Source organism: Paraoerskovia marina DSM 21750 (assembly GCF_000701465.1).
In the GTDB taxonomy this organism is placed as follows: domain Bacteria; phylum Actinomycetota; class Actinomycetes; order Actinomycetales; family Cellulomonadaceae; genus Paraoerskovia; species Paraoerskovia marina.
The window spans coordinates 293726-309164 of record NZ_JNIY01000004.1 but is presented as its reverse complement, the minus strand read 5'-3'; the positions used below and the strand labels follow the sequence as shown (position 1 = coordinate 309164).

The following is a 15439-nucleotide window of genomic DNA, read 5'->3' as shown; positions in this document are numbered from 1 at the left end:
ACGGCGTCACCCCGCTCGGGTCATGCGGAGTGCGGCAGCGTGCCGATCATGCCGGCGGCGACCGTCTTGTTGGTGCTCTCGTCGACGAGGATGAACGACCCCGTCTGCGGGTTCTGCTGGTACGAGTCGACGAAGAGCGGCTTGGTGACACGCAGCTGCACGCGGCCGATCTCGTTGAGCCCGATCTGGGTGGCGTCCTCGTCCCGGTGCAACGTGTTGACGTCCACGCGGTAGTTGATGCCCTTGACCACGGCACGCGCCCAGTTGGTGGTGTGCTTGATGGCGTACTTCTTGCCCGGCACGAGGGCCGCGCTCTCGTCCATCCAGCAGATCATCGCGTCGACGTCCTGCACGGCTGCCGGCGTGTTGTTGGGACGCGCCAGCATGTCGCCGCGGGAGATGTCGATCTCGTCGGCCAGCCGGATCGTGACCGCCATCGGGGGGAACGCCTCGTCGACGGGACCGTCGGCGGTGTCGATCGACGCGATCGTCGTCTCGAGGCCGGACGGCAGCGCGACGACGGGGTCACCCGGCTTCATGACGCCCGAGGCGACTGTCCCGGCGTACCCGCGGTAGTCGCGGTGCTCGTGCTGGTGCGGGCGCACCACGTACTGCACGGGGAAGCGAACGTCGACGAGGTTGCGGTCGCTCGCCACGTGGATGCGCTCGAGCTTGCTGAGCAGCGGGGCGCCGTCGAACCAGTCCATGTTCTCGGAGCGGTTCACCACGTTGTCCCCGGCAAGGGCCGAGATCGGGACGAACGACAGGTCGTTGACCCGAAGGCGTGCGGCGAACTCGGTGAACTCGGCCCGGATGTCCTCGAAGACCTGCTCCGAGTAGTCGACCAGGTCCATCTTGTTCACGCACACGACGATGTGCGGGACGCCGAGCAGGCTCGCGAGGAACGCGTGCCGACGGGACTGCTCGAGCACGCCCTTGCGCGCGTCGATGAGGATCAGCGCGACGTCGGCCGTCGAGGCACCCGTGACCATGTTGCGGGTGTACTGGGTGTGCCCCGGGGTGTCCGCGATGATGAACTTGCGCTTCGGCGTCGCGAAGTAGCGGTAGGCGACGTCGATGGTGATGCCCTGCTCCCGCTCGGACCGCAGTCCGTCGGTCAGCAGCGCCAGGTCGGTGTAGTCCGAGCCGCGAGCCTTCGAGACCTTCTCGACGGACTCGAGCTGGTCCTCGAAGATCGTCTTGGAGTCGAAGAGCAGTCGCCCGATCAGCGTGGACTTTCCGTCGTCGACGGAACCCGCTGTCGCGAAACGAAGCAGATCAGTAGCCATGATTTAGAAGTAGCCCTCTCGCTTGCGATCTTCCATTGCCGCCTCGCTGACCTTGTCGTCACCGCGGGTCGCGCCACGCTCGGTCATCCGCACGGCGGCGGTCTCCTCGACGATGGCCTCAAGCGTCGACGCCGTCGACGGCACCGCGGCCGTCAGGTTGGCGTCGCCGATCGTGCGGTACCGCACGGAGCGGATCTCGGACGTCTCGCCCTCACCGACGGGGGTGAACTCGTTGACGGCGAACAGCATGCCGCCGCGCTCGACGACCTCACGCTCGGCCGCCAGGTAGAGCTCGGGCAGCTCGATGTTCTCGGCCGCGATGTAGGACCAGATGTCGAGCTCGGTCCAGTTGGAGAGCGGGAACACGCGGATCGACTCGCCCTGGTGGACCCGGCCGTTGTACAGGTTCCAGATCTCCGGGCGCTGGTTCTTGGGGTCCCACTGGCCGAAGTCGTCACGGAACGAGAACACCCGCTCCTTCGCGCGGGCCTTCTCCTCGTCGCGTCGACCGCCGCCGAAGAGCGCGGTGAACCCGTTCTTCTCGACGGCGTCGAGCAGCACCGGTGTCTGGATCCGGTTGCGCGAGCCGTTCGGCTCCTGCTGGACGAACCCGCGCTCGATCGCGTCGGGCACGGAGGCGACGACCATCTGGATCCCGAGGCGTTCCACCCAGCGGTCGCGACACGCGAGGACCTCGGGAAAGTTCAGCCCTGTGTCGACGTGCATGATCGGGAACGGGATCCGCGCCGGGGCGAACGCCTTGGCCGCCAGGTGCAGCATGACGATCGAGTCCTTGCCGCCCGAGAAGAGCAGACAGGGGCTCTCCATCTCGGCGACGACCTCGCGGAAGATGTGGATGCTCTCCGCCTCGAGAGAGCGCAGCTGGCTCAACACGCGGTTGTTCACTAGACAGAACCTTTCTGGTCAACGCCGACGGCAGTCAACGCCGCCCGCAGTTGCGGTGCAAGCACCGGGTGGATCACGAACAAGTCTGGCAGCCACGGGTTCTCGCGGTTGTACTCGAGCGGAGCGCCGTCGAGCCGGGTGCACTCGAGCCCCGCGGCCCGTGCGACGGCCACGGGCGCGGCGGAGTCCCACTCGTACTGCCCGCCCCCGTGGACGTAGGCGTCGACGGTACCGTCGACGACGGCCATTACCTTGACGCCAGCCGATCCCATCGGGACCAGCTCGACGTCGCCCCGTGCGGCGAGGTCGGTCACGAACTCAGGCGGACGGGACCGGCTCGCGGCGATCCGGAGCGGCCGTCGACCGGCGGCGACGTCGGCCAGGCGCTCGGCGTCGACCGGCTGCGCGTCCTTCGTGGACCGCACAAGCCCGCGCGCCGGCAGGGCCACCGCACCGGCACACAGCCCGGAACCACGACACCACAGCGCCACGTGGACCGCGAAGTCGTCCCGCCACTCGCCCGACTCCGCGCGCTCGGCGAACTCGCGCGTCCCGTCAAGCGGGTCGATGATCCAGACGCGGTCGGCGTCGAGGCGCGCGGCCCCGTCGACAGCCTCCTCGGAGAGCACCGCGTCGTCGCCCGCCGTGGCAGCGAGCTCCGTCGCCAACCACGCCTGTGCGCGGCGGTCGCCCTCGTCCTTGAGCGCTCGAGGATCGAAGACCCCTCCGGAGGCGTCGACCTCGGCGCGCAGGGCGAGCAGGACTGCTCCTGCGCCTTCCGCGAGATGAACGGCGAGCTCGTGGTCGTCGAGTTCTGACCGGACAGGTGTCATCGTTACAAGAGTCCTCGGAATGGGCGTCAAGGGGGCGACGGGCGATTCAACGTACCATTCCGCGTGGGCCGAAGAACTTTCCGTTTCAGCGTAGGAACAACTGAAACGAAAGTCTCAGACAACGGTGGGGAGAACCGTGGATATCGACATCGCCCTGGTGGTCGGTGGGTTGCTCGTGGGCTTTGTCGTGGGCCTGACGGGCATGGGCGGCGGAGCACTCATGACGCCGATGCTGATCTTCGTGTTCAAGATCGATCCACTGGTCGCGGTGTCGTCCGACGTCGTTGCAAGCCTTTTCATGAAGCCTGCCGGCGCAATCGTGCACCTTCGCCGCAAGACGGTGAATCTCCAGCTCGTCCTCTGGTTGTGCATCGGCTCGGTACCGGCCGCGTTCTGCGGTGCGCTGCTGATCCAGAAGCTCCCCTTCGGCGACAGCCTCGACGACGCGCTCAAGATCGTCATCGGCTGCGCACTGCTCCTGGCCGCCGCCGGTCTGGTCGTCCGCGCCGTGCTGCAGATGACCCGCGGCCGCACACCCACCGGTGAGGGACCCGCGGTGCCGACCGCTCCCGACGTCGTCGTCCGCCGCGCCGCGACCGTGATCCTGGGCGCCGTCGCGGGCCTGCTCGTCGGCATGACGTCGGTGGGCGCCGGCTCGATCATCATCGTCATCCTGCTCCTGATGTACCCCGCGCTGAAGGCCTCGCAGGTTGTCGGCACGGACCTGGTGCAGGCGATCCCGCTGGTCGCGGCCGCCTCGGTCGGGCACCTCCTCTACGGCGACTTCTCGCTCGGCCTCACCGTCTCACTGCTCATCGGCGCGATCCCCGGCGCCTGGGCGGGAGCCCAGGTCTCCTCCCGGGCACCGGGCGGCATCATCCGCCGCGCGCTCGCAATCCTCCTCCTGGCCTCCGGCCTCAAGCTGATCGGCGCACCCACCTGGTTCGTCTTCGCAGCGGCCCTCGCCGCTCTGGTCCTGGGGAACGTCATCTGGTTCTACGTCCGCCGGAGCCTGGCCGCCGCGGCCGCCGACAAGACCTCCGCCCCCGACCCGAACGGACCGAGCACGCCATGACCGCCACGCCCTCCACGCTCGTCCTCGACGACCATGCCCTGGACCTCCTGGAGCTCGCCCTCGGCGGAGCGGTCGCGCACGCCGACCTCGTCCGCGCGCTCGACGCCGACATCTCCCCCGGGACGGTCCTCACCGACGCGGAGAACACGCCCCTCGCCACGTGGGACGGCGGCACCCTGACGCCGGACCGCCCGTTCGCCGCCGAGCCCACGCCGGTCTGGGACCCGCGACTCCGGCGCCCGGCCCGCGAGGTGAGGGCGCAGTACGCCCAGAGGCCGCAAACCGCCGTCGTGCTGGACGGCCCACCCACCTGGGACGAGCAGCGAGTCGTCACGGGGCTGGCGGCCGAGCGCGCCATAGTTCTGGTCGTTCCGGTCACGCGCGGCGCAGGGCAGGCCCAGGCGAACGCGACGTGTCGGGCCGCGACGGCGCTCGCCGCCGACGTCGACGGGCCGGTCGACGTTCTCGTCCTCCCCTTCCCCACGGAGCACCAGGACGGCGGCCAGAGCCGGGAAGGCCTCCTCGCCGGGTACGGCCTGACTCGAGTCGTCGACGCCCAGGAGGCCCGGAGCGCCGAGACCCGCGAGGCTCTCACCACGCTGTCCGCACGCCGCGACACGCTCGTCGCCGACCTGTATCCACCGGCCTCCGCGCAGGAGGTCCTCGCGACGACGACGCCGTCGGCGTCCGCCGGCACGGTCGTCCTGTTCACGGGCCTGTCGGGCTCGGGGAAGTCGACCATCGCCCGGGCGCTCGCCGCACAACTGGAGTCGGGCGGGCGCACGGTCACCCTGCTCGACGGTGACGTCGTCCGCCAGCATCTGTCCGCGGGCCTGGGGTTCAGCCGGCACGACCGTGCCCTCAACCTCGAGCGCATCGGATACGTCGCGTCCCTGGTGGCGACGCACGGCGGCACGGCGATCGCGGCGCCGATCGCGCCCTTCGCCGCGAGCAGGGCGTCGATCCGCAACATGGCCGTCGAGGCCGGAGCGCGGTTCGTCCTCGTCCACGTCGACACGTCGCTCGAGGTCTGCGAGGCACGCGACCGCAAGGGCCTCTACGCCAAGGCACGCGCGGGCGAGATCCCGGACTTCACGGGAATCTCGTCCCCGTACGAGACGCCGACCGACGCCGACCTGACGATCGACGCAGGGACCACGGACGTCGCCGACGCGGTCGAGCTCGTCCGGGACGCGCTCTCCCGCCCGTAGCGAGGCGCACGACGGCGCGATTTCCGGGTGCGATGTCACCGGCTCGGACGATGATGGATGGGTAGAGAGTCGACGTCGGAGGGGACATCGTGACCGAGCTCGCCGTCGAGGCCGAGGGCCTCGTCAAGCACTTCACCACGCGCAAGAGCGTGACCCGCGCCGTGGACGGGATCGACCTGGCGGTTCCGCAGGGGTCGGTCTACGGCGTCCTCGGACCGAACGGTGCGGGCAAGACGACCGCGGTCCGGATGCTGGCCACTCTCCTGCGCCCGGACGCTGGCACCGCCCGGGTGCTGGGGCACGACGTCGTGGAGGACGCCGACGCGGTGCGCTCCGCCGTCGGGCTCACCGGGCAGTACGCCTCGGTCGACGAGGACCTGACCGGCACCGAGAACCTGGTGATGATCGCCCGGCTCTACGGGTTCTCGGCGGCCGGCGCGCGTGCCCGCTCGGCCGAGCTGCTCGACGCCTTCGGCCTCTCCGACGCGGGGGCGCGGCCGGTCAAGACCTACTCGGGCGGCATGCACCGCCGGATCGACCTGGCGGCCAGCCTCGTGATGAGTCCGTCCGTCCTCTTCCTCGACGAGCCGACGACGGGGCTCGACCCCCGGAGCCGCAACCAGGTCTGGGACATCGTGCGCGTCCTCGTCGACGACGGGGCGACAGTCCTGCTGACGACGCAGTATCTCGAGGAGGCCGACGCGCTCGCCGACCGGATCGCCGTGATCGACCGCGGCAAGGTCATCGCGGAGGGCACGGCTCCCGAGCTGAAGAGCTCGGTCGGCGAGGGAGCGCTCTCGCTGCACGTGGCCGACCCGGCCCGCCGCGCCGAGGCGGCCGAGATCGTCGAGCGCGCGCTCGGGACGCCGGTGGTGCTCGACAACGACTCGACCGGTCTCTCGGCACGGGTGCCCCAGGAGGGTGCCGACGCCGTGGCCGGGGTGCTCCCGGCGCTCGTCGACGCCGGCATCGCCGTTCCCGAGATGTCGCTCGGTCAGCCGAGCCTCGACGAGGTCTTTCTCGCGTTGACGGGTCAGCCCGTCGACGATGCCGACGCATCGACGGAGGAGGTGGCCTGATGGCCGAGCCGAGCGCCGCGACGAGCGGCATGACCACACCGGAGGCGACGACGCTGCGCGAGGCCGTCGCGCTCGACGAGCGTCCGACCCGCCCGTCCGCCGTCTCGAGCACGCTGACGTTCGCGCACCGTGCCCTGCTCAAGATCAAGCACGTTCCCGAGCAGCTCTTCGACGTCACCGTCTCGCCGATCATCTTCACGCTGATGTTCGTCTACCTCTTCGGCGGCGCGATCGCTGGGAGCACCGAGCAGTACCTGCAATACCTCCTGCCCGGGATCCTGGTGCAGTCGGTCCTGTTCACCACGGTCTACACCGGGTACACGATGAACACGGACATCACGAAGGGGGTGTTCGACCGGTTCCGGTCCCTGCCCATCTGGCGACCCGCCCCGATCGTGGGCGCTCTGCTCGGCGACACCGTCCGGTACACGATCGCCTCGGCCGTGACCCTCACGCTCGGGCTGATCCTCGGGTTCCGTCCCACGGGCGGCGTCGTCGGTGTGCTCCTCGCCGTGCTGCTGCTGCTCATCTTCGCGTTCGCGCTCAGCTGGGTGTTCACGATCCTCGGCCTGGTTCTGCGGTCGCCGAACGCCGTGATGGGCGTGTCGATGATGGTGCTCATGCCGCTGACCTTCGCGTCGAACGTCTTCGTCGACCCGGAGACGATGCCGGACTTCCTGCAGGGGTTCGTCAACGTCAACCCCGTCTCTCACCTGGTCACGGCGTCCCGGGAGCTGATGGGCGGGTCGGCCAGCTTCAGCAGCGTGGCGTGGGTGCTCGTCGCGTCCGTGGTGATGACCGCGATCCTCGCGCCCGTCACCATGCGGCTGTACCGGAACCGGTCCTAACCGGCCTCTGCCGCGTCAGGCTCGTCCGCGCACCGCTTGGTCACCACCATGACCGGGCAGCGTGCGTGGTGCAGCACCGCCTGGCTCGTCGAGCCGAGCAGCAGCCCCGCGAAGCCGCCGCGACCCCGGGATCCGACGACCAGGAGGTCCGAGGCCTGCGAGAACTCGGTCAGCAGCTCTGCGCCCGTGCCGTCGAGGACGATCCGCCGCACCTTCAGACCGGGGCGCTCCGCCTCGAAGCGGTCGACGATGACGTTGAGGCCCTCGGCCACGTCGGCGAGCACCTGCTCGTGGTCGATCGATGCGGGCAGCCACGCCAGCAGTCCGGCCCCGGCGCCGACCGGGACCCCTGCGACCGCGACGACCTCGGCGTTCCATGCGGCGGCTGCGTCGATAGCCTCCTGCAGCGCGAGCTCCGCCGACGGGGAACCGTCGACACCCACGACGATGCGCTGGAGCGGCTGCACCGGCGGCATCGAGTCGACGTCGGACGGGATCTCGCCCGCCTCGTCGCGGAACGGGACCACGATCGTCGGGCAGTAGGCGTGGGCGGGCAGCGCGGACGACGTCGTCCCGAGCAGCCGCTCCGTGAAGCCCCCGCGCCCACGGGTGCCGACGATCGCCAGCCCGTGCTCCCTACTCAGCTCGACGAGGACGCCCGCGGCGTCACCGGTGGTGAGGGTGGCCGTCACCTCGACCCCGGAGTCCTTCACACGGGCGATGGCCTCGTCGAGAACGGCACGGGCGCCGTCCTGGATCGTCGCGTCGTCGAGAGCCGCGTACCCACCGTCGAGCGAGGCCGCCGTGAACGACGGGAGCGCGTAGGAGCAGACCACGTGCACGGACCAGCCGATGCGCCGCGCGTGGGCGATCGCCCAGTCGAGTGCGTGGAGGCTCGGCGCGGAGCCGTCGACCCCCACGAGGATGGTCGTCGGCCGGCTCATGAGCAGCTCTTCCTGTTCATGGGTCCAACCTACCCACACCCCTGCCCCGCGCCCAACGCACCGGGCCCCGGAACGACGAGAGCCCCGAACCGTCAGACGGTTCGGGGCTTTCGCTCACAGCATCGATCAGATGCGGATGAACTGGGGGTTCGACATCCAGATCTGGCGGAACTGGACCGTCTTGCCCGGGCGGGGCGCGTCGATCATCGTGTTGCCGCCGGCGTAGATGGCGATGTGTCCGGGCGAGTAGATCAGGTCACCGGGCTGCGCGTTGGCGCGGGACACCGTGGTACCCGCTGCGGCCTGGGCACCCGACGTACGCGGCAGGGTGATCCCGGCCTGTGCGTAGACGTAGCTGGTGAAGCCGGAGCAGTCGAAGCCTGCCGGCGTCGTGCCGCCGTAGACGTACGGCGTGCCGACGTAGCGGCCCGCGATCGAGATGATCGAGCTACCTGCCGAGGAGGCGGGGGCCTCGGAGGCCGTCGACTCCTCTGCCGGTGCAGCGGTCTCGGTGGTGGTGGCGCTCGTCGTCGTCGCAGCGGCCGTCGAGGTGGACTCGGTCCGCTCCTCGGTGCGGCTGGCCGCAGCCTCGACGCGGACGGGCTCCGGCTCGGGCTCCGGCGCAGCGGTGACCTGGACCTTGGCGGTCTCGAGGTCCCACTTGAGGTCCTTGTCGACCGTCACGGCAGGGGCAGCCTCGAGCGCCTGGCGAGCCTCAGCCGTGAGGTTCGAGGTGTCGACGGCGTTGAGCTTGCCGGAGTCCTGGTCGACGGGTGCAGCGTTCGCCGGGCCGGCGACACCGAGCATCGAGACCAGCAGGCCTCCGGATGCGGCGACCACGGCGGTACGGCGGTTGAACGATGAGACGTTGCCGGCTACAGCGCTGCTGAGCGATGCAACTGGTCGGCGCGCGGCGCGGTGGCGGGCGCGGGTCTGGCTAGCGGTCACAGCGTGGCCTCTCCTTGGTCGCCTACGGGGTCAGCTGTCGGGTTCGGATGGGAGTCACATCCGGCCGTCCGGGCCGAGGCCCTTCTGGCTTCACCCCAAGGACATCCGAAGATGCCCAGAAGTGGGTCCCCCGCCTCTGTCATGCGGGTCGTCGTGTACCTCGGGCAGCGACAGAGTTGAGCATCTGTCCAAGGGCTTCATCAGAGGGTTGTCCGACGAAGCAGGTTGAACCTACATCACCCAACCCCTCAATGTCACGTTCCGGTCACGCACATGACACCGAGGAGGAGGATTCTGCGGAAAACTCGTTCAGCGTGTGGTCACGAAGACGTGCCGGGCGAGGTCCTCGGGCAGCACGAGGCCGTCGCCGTCGGTGGCGTTCACGTCGCTCACGGCGTAGTCCTCCCCGACGCGTTCGACGGCGATGTGCGCCCCCGGAACGATCCCCGCACCGGCGAACCGGGCAAGGAGCTCGACGTCGGTCTGCAGCGGCTCGGCGAGACGCTCGACGGTCAGCTCGACGGGGTCAGCACCCTCGGCCAGGCCGTTCGCCCGCGTGGTGAGCGCGGTGACGCCCTCGAGGAACTTCACGTCCTCGAACTGCTCCCCCAGTTCCGCGAGCCCCGGGATCGGGTTGCCATATGGGTCGTGGTGCGGGTGGTCGAGCAGCTCCGTCAGCCGACGCTCGACCAGCTCGCTCATCACGTGCTCCCAGCGGCACGCCTCGACGTGCACGAACTCCCAGTCCAGCTTGATCACGTCGGTGAGCAGCCGCTCCGCGAGGCGGTGCTTGCGCATGACGCGACGCGCCTTGGTCCAGCCGGTCTCGGTCAGCTCCAGGTGGCGGTCGCCCGTGACCACGACCAGGTCGTCCCGCTCCATCCGTGCCACGGTCTGCGAGACCGTGGGGCCGGAGTGCCCCAGGCGCTCGGCGATGCGCGCGCGCAGGGGGGTAATGCCCTCTTCATCAAGTTCGTAGATCGTCTTGAGATACATCTCGGTGGTGTCGATCAGGTCCGTCACGTCGCGCTCCTGTCGCATCGTCGCCGTCGTGCCCCAGCGGGCCAGCGTCCAGTCTATCGACCGGACGGCCGTGCCCGGAGCCTGATACGGCTCCGACCGTTCGCATCAGGCGCAGTAGCCTGAGGACGTGCTCTACACCGTGTCCACCATCAGCGCCCCGCTCGCCGCGGTCCGCGACTTCGTCGAGGGCAATCTCTCCTCGGGCGCCGACCACATGTTCGTCTTTCTCGACGCCCCGTCGCCCGAGGTCGAGGAGTTCCTCGACCAGCGGCCGTGCGTCACGCTCGTGCGCTGCTTCGACGGGTACTGGCAGGGAAGCCGCCCGGGCAAGCTCGCTGTCCGGCAGAACGCGAACGCGAACGTGGTCCGCGTGCTCCTCTCCCCGCTGCCGTGGTCCTCCTGGCTCGCGCATCTCGCAGTCGACGAGTGCCTCGCCGTGGACCGCGAGGCCCTGGAGCAGGTGGACGACGACGTCGAGGCGGTCCAGCTGCAGCCCATGGAGGCGGTGAGCGCGGAGGGCGCGCACTGGCGGCAGTGGTTCAAGACCCGGCTCGGGTCCGACGACCTCGCCCTTCTCCACCTGCTCGGGCACGTCGACGAGCCGAAGAACTCGGCGTACTTCTACGGGAGCACGAGCGGCCGCCCGTGCATCCGGCCTGGACTCAGCATTCGTCTTCGCGTGGCAGACGCAGTCGACCCTGACGGAAAAGCAGAGCCCGGTCTCTCCGACGAGCGATTCCGCATGCTCCACAACGGCACCGTGACGCTGCCCGACTTCATCGACGCGGCCGAGCGGTCCGGCGATGCAGAGCTCCCCGGGGGTGCAGACATGCGTGCGGCGATGAACGCTCTCCATGCGAACGGCTCGATCACGGCGGAGCATCGGCAGGCGGCCGTCCACCAGCTCTACGAGCGAAACGTCGCCGACCCCGCGCAGGCTCTCCAGGACCTTGGTCTCCTCCAGCAGATCGACCCGGCTCGGCACCGGTACCAGCCTCGGGCGCACAGCGCGGTGCAGGTCGAGGGGTTCGAAACCCTGCTGTCCGCGCTGACGGCGGAGCCGGTCGACGACTTTCGGCCCGCACGTGGCGTGACCCCGGCGATCGAGGCACTGCAGCGGGCCGCCGAGTCGATCCGCGAGATCCGTCCGGACGTGAGCAGCCTCGTCGACGCCTACCTCGCTCGGGCTATCGTGACGGGGTGACCACGCCCCTCGTCATCCCCGCCCGTCTCCTTCCCGCCGACGGCCGGTTCGGCTCCGGCCCGAGCAAGATCCGCCGCGCGCAGATCGACGCGCTGGTCGAGGCCGGCGCCACGGTCATGGGCACGTCCCACCGCCAGGCTCCCGTGAAGTCGCTCGTCCGGCGCGTGCGCGAGGGCCTGGCCGAGCTGTTCAGCCTGCCCGACGGGTACGAGGTGGTCCTCGGCAACGGCGGGTCGACGGCGTTCTGGGACGTCGCCACGCTCTGCCTGGTCCGCGAGAAGGCCCAGCACGCGGTCTTCGGGGAGTTCGGCGGCAAGTTCGCCGCGGCCACGAGCAATGCGCCGTTCCTGACGGACTCGCAGATCATCTCGGCCGCGCCCGGCACCATCGCGCTCCCGCAGCCGGCCGACGACGTCGACGTGTACGCGTGGCCGCAGAACGAGACCTCGACCGGCGCCATGGCCCCGGTCCGCCGCGTCCCGGGCGACGGTGCCCTGACCGTCATCGACGCGACGTCGGGCGCGGGCGGGCTGCCGGTCGACGTGAGCGAGACCGACGCCTACTACTTCGCGCCGCAGAAGTCCTTCGCGTCCGACGGCGGGCTGTGGCTCTCAGTCCTTTCGCCCGCCGCGATCGAGCGTGCCGCCCAGATCGAGTCGAGCGGCCGGTGGATCCCGGAGTTCCTGTCCCTGACGACGGCGGTCACCAACTCGCGCGCGGACCAGACCATCAACACCCCGGCGGTCGCGACGCTGATCATGCTCGCCGACCAGGTGGAGTGGATGCTCGACCAGGGCGGCCTCGGGTGGACGACGGCGCGGTCCGCCGAGTCCTCGTCCCACCTCTACGCGTGGGCCGAGTCGCGAGACTGGGCGACACCGTTCGTCACGACGCCGGAGGAGCGGTCTGCCGTCGTCGGCACCATCGACCTCGACGCGGTGATCGACGCCACCGAGGTCGTCCGGGTGCTGCGGGAGAACGGCATCGTCGACGTCTTCCCCTACCGCAAGCTCGGCCGCAACCAGCTGCGCATCGCCATGTTCCCGGCCATCGACCCCGACGACGTGCGCGCGCTCACGGACTGCATCGACTACGTGGTCGACGCCCCGGCGTGAGCGCGGCGCGCGTCAGCGCCCGGTGAGGAGCTTCTCGATCGCGTCGAGGATCCGCGGCGTGGCGTGACCGTCGCCGTACGGGTTGGTCGCGTTGGCCATCTCGGCGTACGCGACGTCGTCGGCGAGAAGTCGGCTGACCTCGTCGACGATCCGCTGCTCGTCGGTCCCGATGAGCCGAACGGTGCCGGCCTCCATCGCCTCGGGCCGCTCGGTGTTCTCGCGCAGCACGAGCACGGGCTTGGCGAGCGACGGCGCCTCCTCCTGCACGCCCCCGGAGTCGGTGAGGATCACGGACGACATGGCGAGCATCCGGGTGAACTCGCCGTAGGCCAGCGGCTCGACGACGGTGACGTTGTCGAGCCCGGCCAGCGGCGGCAGCATCGCCTCGCGGACGATGGGGTTGCGGTGCGCGGGGAGCACCACCTGGACGTCTGGGAACTGACGGGCCAGACGCGCGACGGCGCGACCGATCGCGCCCATGTGGTCCCAGTTCTCGCGCCGGTGGGCGGTGACGAGGAGGATCTGGGCGCCCGAGTCAGCGAGCGCCTCGAGCTGCGGGTCGGTGAACGGCACGTGCTTGTCCACGGTGGTGAGCAGGGCGTCGATCACGGTGTTGCCGGTGACGAGCACGCGGGCGGGGTCGACGTTCTCGACGAGCAGGTTGTCGCGGCTCGTCGTGGTCGGCGCCAGGTGCAGCGCGGCCAGCCGCGTGGTGACCTGGCGGTTCGCCTCCTCCGGGAACGGTGAGTCGATATCCCCGGAGCGCAGGCCCGCCTCGAGGTGCATCACCGGGATCTGCCGGTGGAAGGCCGCGAGCGCCGCAGCGGTCGACGTCGAGGTGTCGCCCTGGACGATCACCGCGTCGGGGGCCTCGCTGACCAGGATCGGGTCGAGGCGCTCGAGCACGCGCGCCGCGATCGTCGAGAGGCTCGAGCCGTGCTCGAACACGTCGAGGTCAAAGTCAGGCGTGATGCCGAAGAGCTCGTTGACCTGGTCGAGCATCTCGCGGTGCTGGCCGGTCACGACGGCGACCGACTCGAACCGGTCGTCCGCCTCGAGGCCCAGGACGACGGGGGCGACCTTGATCGCCTCCGGCCGGGTCCCGTAGACGGTCATGACCTTCAGCGCACGGGACTCTTCAACCATGACCTGACCGTACCTCTCGGCCCGACCATCGGCTCAGGCGGTCGAGGACTTCTGCGACGCGTCCTGCGTCTCGAGCCGGGCCGCCGCCTCGGCCCGCTGCTCCTCGGGGTGGACCACCACCAGGTGCGGGCGGCTGTGCCGCCGGACGTGCACCTCGAACTGCCAGGACCGCTTGGCCCAGAGCGCGGCGGCCAGCGCGACGAGCATCGAGGCGACACCGCCGATGCCGACGGCCCACCGCGGCCCCCACGCCTCGGCGATCCATCCGACGATCGGCGACCCGATGGGCGTCGCTCCGAGCAGCACCACCATGTACAGGGCCATGACGCGCCCGCGCACCGCTGGGTCGGTCGAGGTCTGCACGGTGGCGTTCGCCGCCGTCAGCATGGTGAGGGAGGAGAACCCGACCGGGATGCACAGCAGTGCGTAGGTGAGGTAGTTCGGCGAGAACGCCTGGATCGTCATGCACAGGCCGAACACGAACGCCGCCCCGATGACGAGCCGCACGCGTGGTCTCTCCCGCCGGGCTGCGAGTAGCGCCCCGGTCAGCGAGCCGATCGCGAGGATCGAGCCGAGAACCCCGTACTCCCCCGCACCCTTGCCGAACTCGACGCGCGCCATCATGGCCGAGGTGAGCTGGAAGTTGAGGCCGAGCATCGAGACGACGCCCATCACCACCATGATCACCATGATGTCCGTGCGGTTGCGCACGTACGCGATGCCTTCGCGAATCTGCCCCTTGCCTCGCGGAGACCGTGGCATGGTCCGTAGCGTCGAGGTGTTCATCGCGAGCAGGGCGATGATCGTGGCGCCGAACGAGACGGCGTTGATCATGAACACCCACCCGGTGCCGACGGCGGCGATCAGCAGGCCGGCGATCCCGGGGCCGATCAGGCGTGCGGCGTTGAACGACGCGCTGTTCAGGCCGACGGCGTTCGGCAGCTTCTCGTGGGGCACCAGCTCGGCGACGAACGTCTGACGGGCCGGGCCGTCGAAGGCGGAGACCACACCGAGGGCGAGAGCAAAGAGATAGACGTGCCACAGCTCGGCGCCACCGGAGAGCACAAGCACACCGAGCCCGGCCGCGAGCACGCCCTGCGCCGTCTGCGTGGCGATCAGGAGTCCACGCTTGGGCAGACGGTCGGCAAGGACGCCGGCCCACGCGGAGAGCAGCAGGACCGGGAGGAACTGCAACGCGGTCGTGATGCCGACGGCGGTCCCGGAGTTGTCGGTGAGGACCGTCAGCACCAGCCAGTCCTGCGCGACGCGCTGCATCCACGTGCCGATGTTGGCCACCAGCGCGGCACCGAACCACAGCCGGTAGTTCGGGTACTTCAGGGAGGCGAAGGTGGCGCTCATCGGCCACCCGCCATGCGTTGCATGACGTGGGCTGCCTGCTCGAGGACCTGCCGGTCGGCGTCGTCGAGCGTCTCAAGCTGCGCCGCCAGCCACTCGTCCCGGCGCCGGCGCAGCTCTACGAGCTCGTCGCGCCCGGCGTCGGTGATTTCCACGACGACCTGCCGGCCGTCGCTCGGGTGCGGCATTTTGGCGACGTACCCGGACTCGACCAGGGCGTTGACGGACCGTGTCATCTGCGGCGGGCGCACGCACTCGTGCTCGGCCAGGGCGCCGGGTGTCAGGGCTCCGGCCCGGTTCAGCAGGCCGAGGACGGCGACCAGGTGGTCGGGCAGGTCGACGGTCCCCCGCTGGTGACGAAGACGCCGGTGCAGCCGTCCGACGCCGACGCGCAGTTCTGCCGCGAGGTCGGGAAGATCGGTGGAAGCGTGCGTCGTCATGGCAATGACTCTAGGTCATTAC

15 protein-coding genes and 1 riboswitch are annotated in these 15439 nt (G+C 70.0%); of the genes, 6 read left to right on the top strand and 9 right to left on the bottom strand.

Annotated elements, in window-relative coordinates; genetic code table 11:
* Positions 1–20: 20 nt before the first annotated feature.
* Genes cysN through Q343_RS0107525 form a run of 3 tightly spaced genes read right to left on the bottom strand, consistent with a single transcriptional unit; the run spans position 21 to position 3028 of the window.
* Positions 21–1289, bottom strand: coding sequence for a sulfate adenylyltransferase subunit CysN (cysN, locus tag Q343_RS0107535; protein ID WP_029252976.1), 1269 nt, complete (start codon positions 1287–1289; stop codon positions 21–23).
* Positions 1290–1292: 3 nt separating this feature from the next.
* Complete coding sequence (gene cysD, locus Q343_RS0107530; protein WP_029252975.1) at positions 1293–2195, bottom strand: sulfate adenylyltransferase subunit CysD; 903 nt, start codon at positions 2193–2195, stop codon at positions 1293–1295.
* Positions 2195–3028, bottom strand: a complete 834-nt coding sequence (locus tag Q343_RS0107525; RefSeq protein ID WP_029252974.1) for a 3'(2'),5'-bisphosphate nucleotidase CysQ — start codon at positions 3026–3028, stop codon at positions 2195–2197. Before Q343_RS0107525 ends, cysD begins: the two co-directional genes overlap by 1 nt.
* A 136-nt stretch (positions 3029–3164) precedes the next feature.
* Here Q343_RS0107525 and Q343_RS0107520 point away from each other — a divergent pair, with 136 nt between their 5' ends.
* The 4 genes from Q343_RS0107520 to Q343_RS0107505 all read left to right on the top strand — a co-directional run bounded on the left by Q343_RS0107520 (position 3165) and on the right by Q343_RS0107505 (position 7241).
* Positions 3165–4103, top strand: a complete 939-nt coding sequence (locus Q343_RS0107520; RefSeq protein ID WP_029252973.1) for a sulfite exporter TauE/SafE family protein — start codon at positions 3165–3167, stop codon at positions 4101–4103.
* Positions 4100–5314 carry an adenylyl-sulfate kinase gene (cysC, locus tag Q343_RS0107515; RefSeq protein WP_029252972.1) on the top strand — a complete coding sequence of 405 codons (1215 nt, stop codon included), beginning with the start codon at positions 4100–4102 and terminating at the stop codon, positions 5312–5314. Before Q343_RS0107520 ends, cysC begins: the two co-directional genes overlap by 4 nt.
* 86 nt (positions 5315–5400) lie before the next feature.
* The gene (locus tag Q343_RS0107510) at positions 5401–6393 is read left to right on the top strand and encodes an ATP-binding cassette domain-containing protein (RefSeq protein WP_155990675.1); all 993 of its coding nucleotides are present in this window, start codon (positions 5401–5403) and stop codon (positions 6391–6393) included.
* Entirely contained in the window at positions 6393–7241 is an 849-nt protein-coding gene (locus Q343_RS0107505; protein ID WP_248616775.1) for an ABC transporter permease, read from the top strand. Before Q343_RS0107510 ends, Q343_RS0107505 begins: the two co-directional genes overlap by 1 nt.
* Here Q343_RS0107505 and Q343_RS0107500 read toward each other — a convergent pair.
* From Q343_RS0107500 to Q343_RS0107490, 3 genes are all read right to left on the bottom strand, one after another.
* The gene (locus tag Q343_RS0107500; RefSeq protein WP_029252969.1) at positions 7238–8185 is read right to left on the bottom strand and encodes a universal stress protein; all 948 of its coding nucleotides are present in this window, start codon (positions 8183–8185) and stop codon (positions 7238–7240) included. The two genes, Q343_RS0107505 and Q343_RS0107500, sit on opposite strands and share 4 nt — an antisense overlap.
* A 126-nt stretch (positions 8186–8311) precedes the next feature.
* The gene (locus Q343_RS0107495; protein WP_345940092.1) at positions 8312–9025 is read right to left on the bottom strand and encodes a C40 family peptidase; all 714 of its coding nucleotides are present in this window, start codon (positions 9023–9025) and stop codon (positions 8312–8314) included.
* 111 nt (positions 9026–9136) lie between these two features.
* Positions 9137–9297: riboswitch (cyclic di-AMP (ydaO/yuaA leader) on the bottom strand.
* Positions 9298–9442: 145 nt separating this feature from the next.
* Positions 9443–10156, bottom strand: a complete 714-nt coding sequence (locus tag Q343_RS0107490) for an iron-dependent transcriptional repressor DtxR (RefSeq protein WP_029252967.1) — start codon at positions 10154–10156, stop codon at positions 9443–9445.
* A gap of 127 nt (positions 10157–10283) precedes the next feature.
* Between Q343_RS0107490 and Q343_RS0107485 the strand changes: the two genes are divergently transcribed.
* Positions 10284–11360, top strand: a complete 1077-nt coding sequence (locus tag Q343_RS0107485) for a glycosyltransferase family 2 protein (protein WP_029252966.1) — start codon at positions 10284–10286, stop codon at positions 11358–11360.
* On the top strand, positions 11357–12475 hold the full coding sequence (serC, locus tag Q343_RS0107480) for a phosphoserine transaminase (RefSeq protein WP_029252965.1): 1119 nt from the start codon (positions 11357–11359) through the stop codon (positions 12473–12475). The genes Q343_RS0107485 and serC overlap by 4 nt, the downstream gene beginning before the upstream one ends.
* Positions 12476–12487: 12 nt before the next feature.
* On the opposite strand, the gene wecB is transcribed toward serC, so the two are convergent.
* From wecB to Q343_RS0107465, 3 genes are read right to left on the bottom strand one after another with little or no spacing between them, the layout of a single operon-like run.
* On the bottom strand, positions 12488–13621 hold the full coding sequence (gene wecB / locus Q343_RS0107475) for a non-hydrolyzing UDP-N-acetylglucosamine 2-epimerase (RefSeq protein ID WP_029252964.1): 1134 nt from the start codon (positions 13619–13621) through the stop codon (positions 12488–12490).
* 33 nt (positions 13622–13654) lie between these two features.
* Positions 13655–14980, bottom strand: a complete 1326-nt coding sequence (locus tag Q343_RS0107470; RefSeq protein ID WP_029252963.1) for an MFS transporter — start codon at positions 14978–14980, stop codon at positions 13655–13657.
* Complete coding sequence (locus tag Q343_RS0107465; RefSeq protein WP_029252962.1) at positions 14977–15417, bottom strand: MarR family winged helix-turn-helix transcriptional regulator; 441 nt, start codon at positions 15415–15417, stop codon at positions 14977–14979. The genes Q343_RS0107470 and Q343_RS0107465 overlap by 4 nt, the downstream gene beginning before the upstream one ends.
* Between the last annotated feature and the right edge of the window lie 22 nt (positions 15418–15439).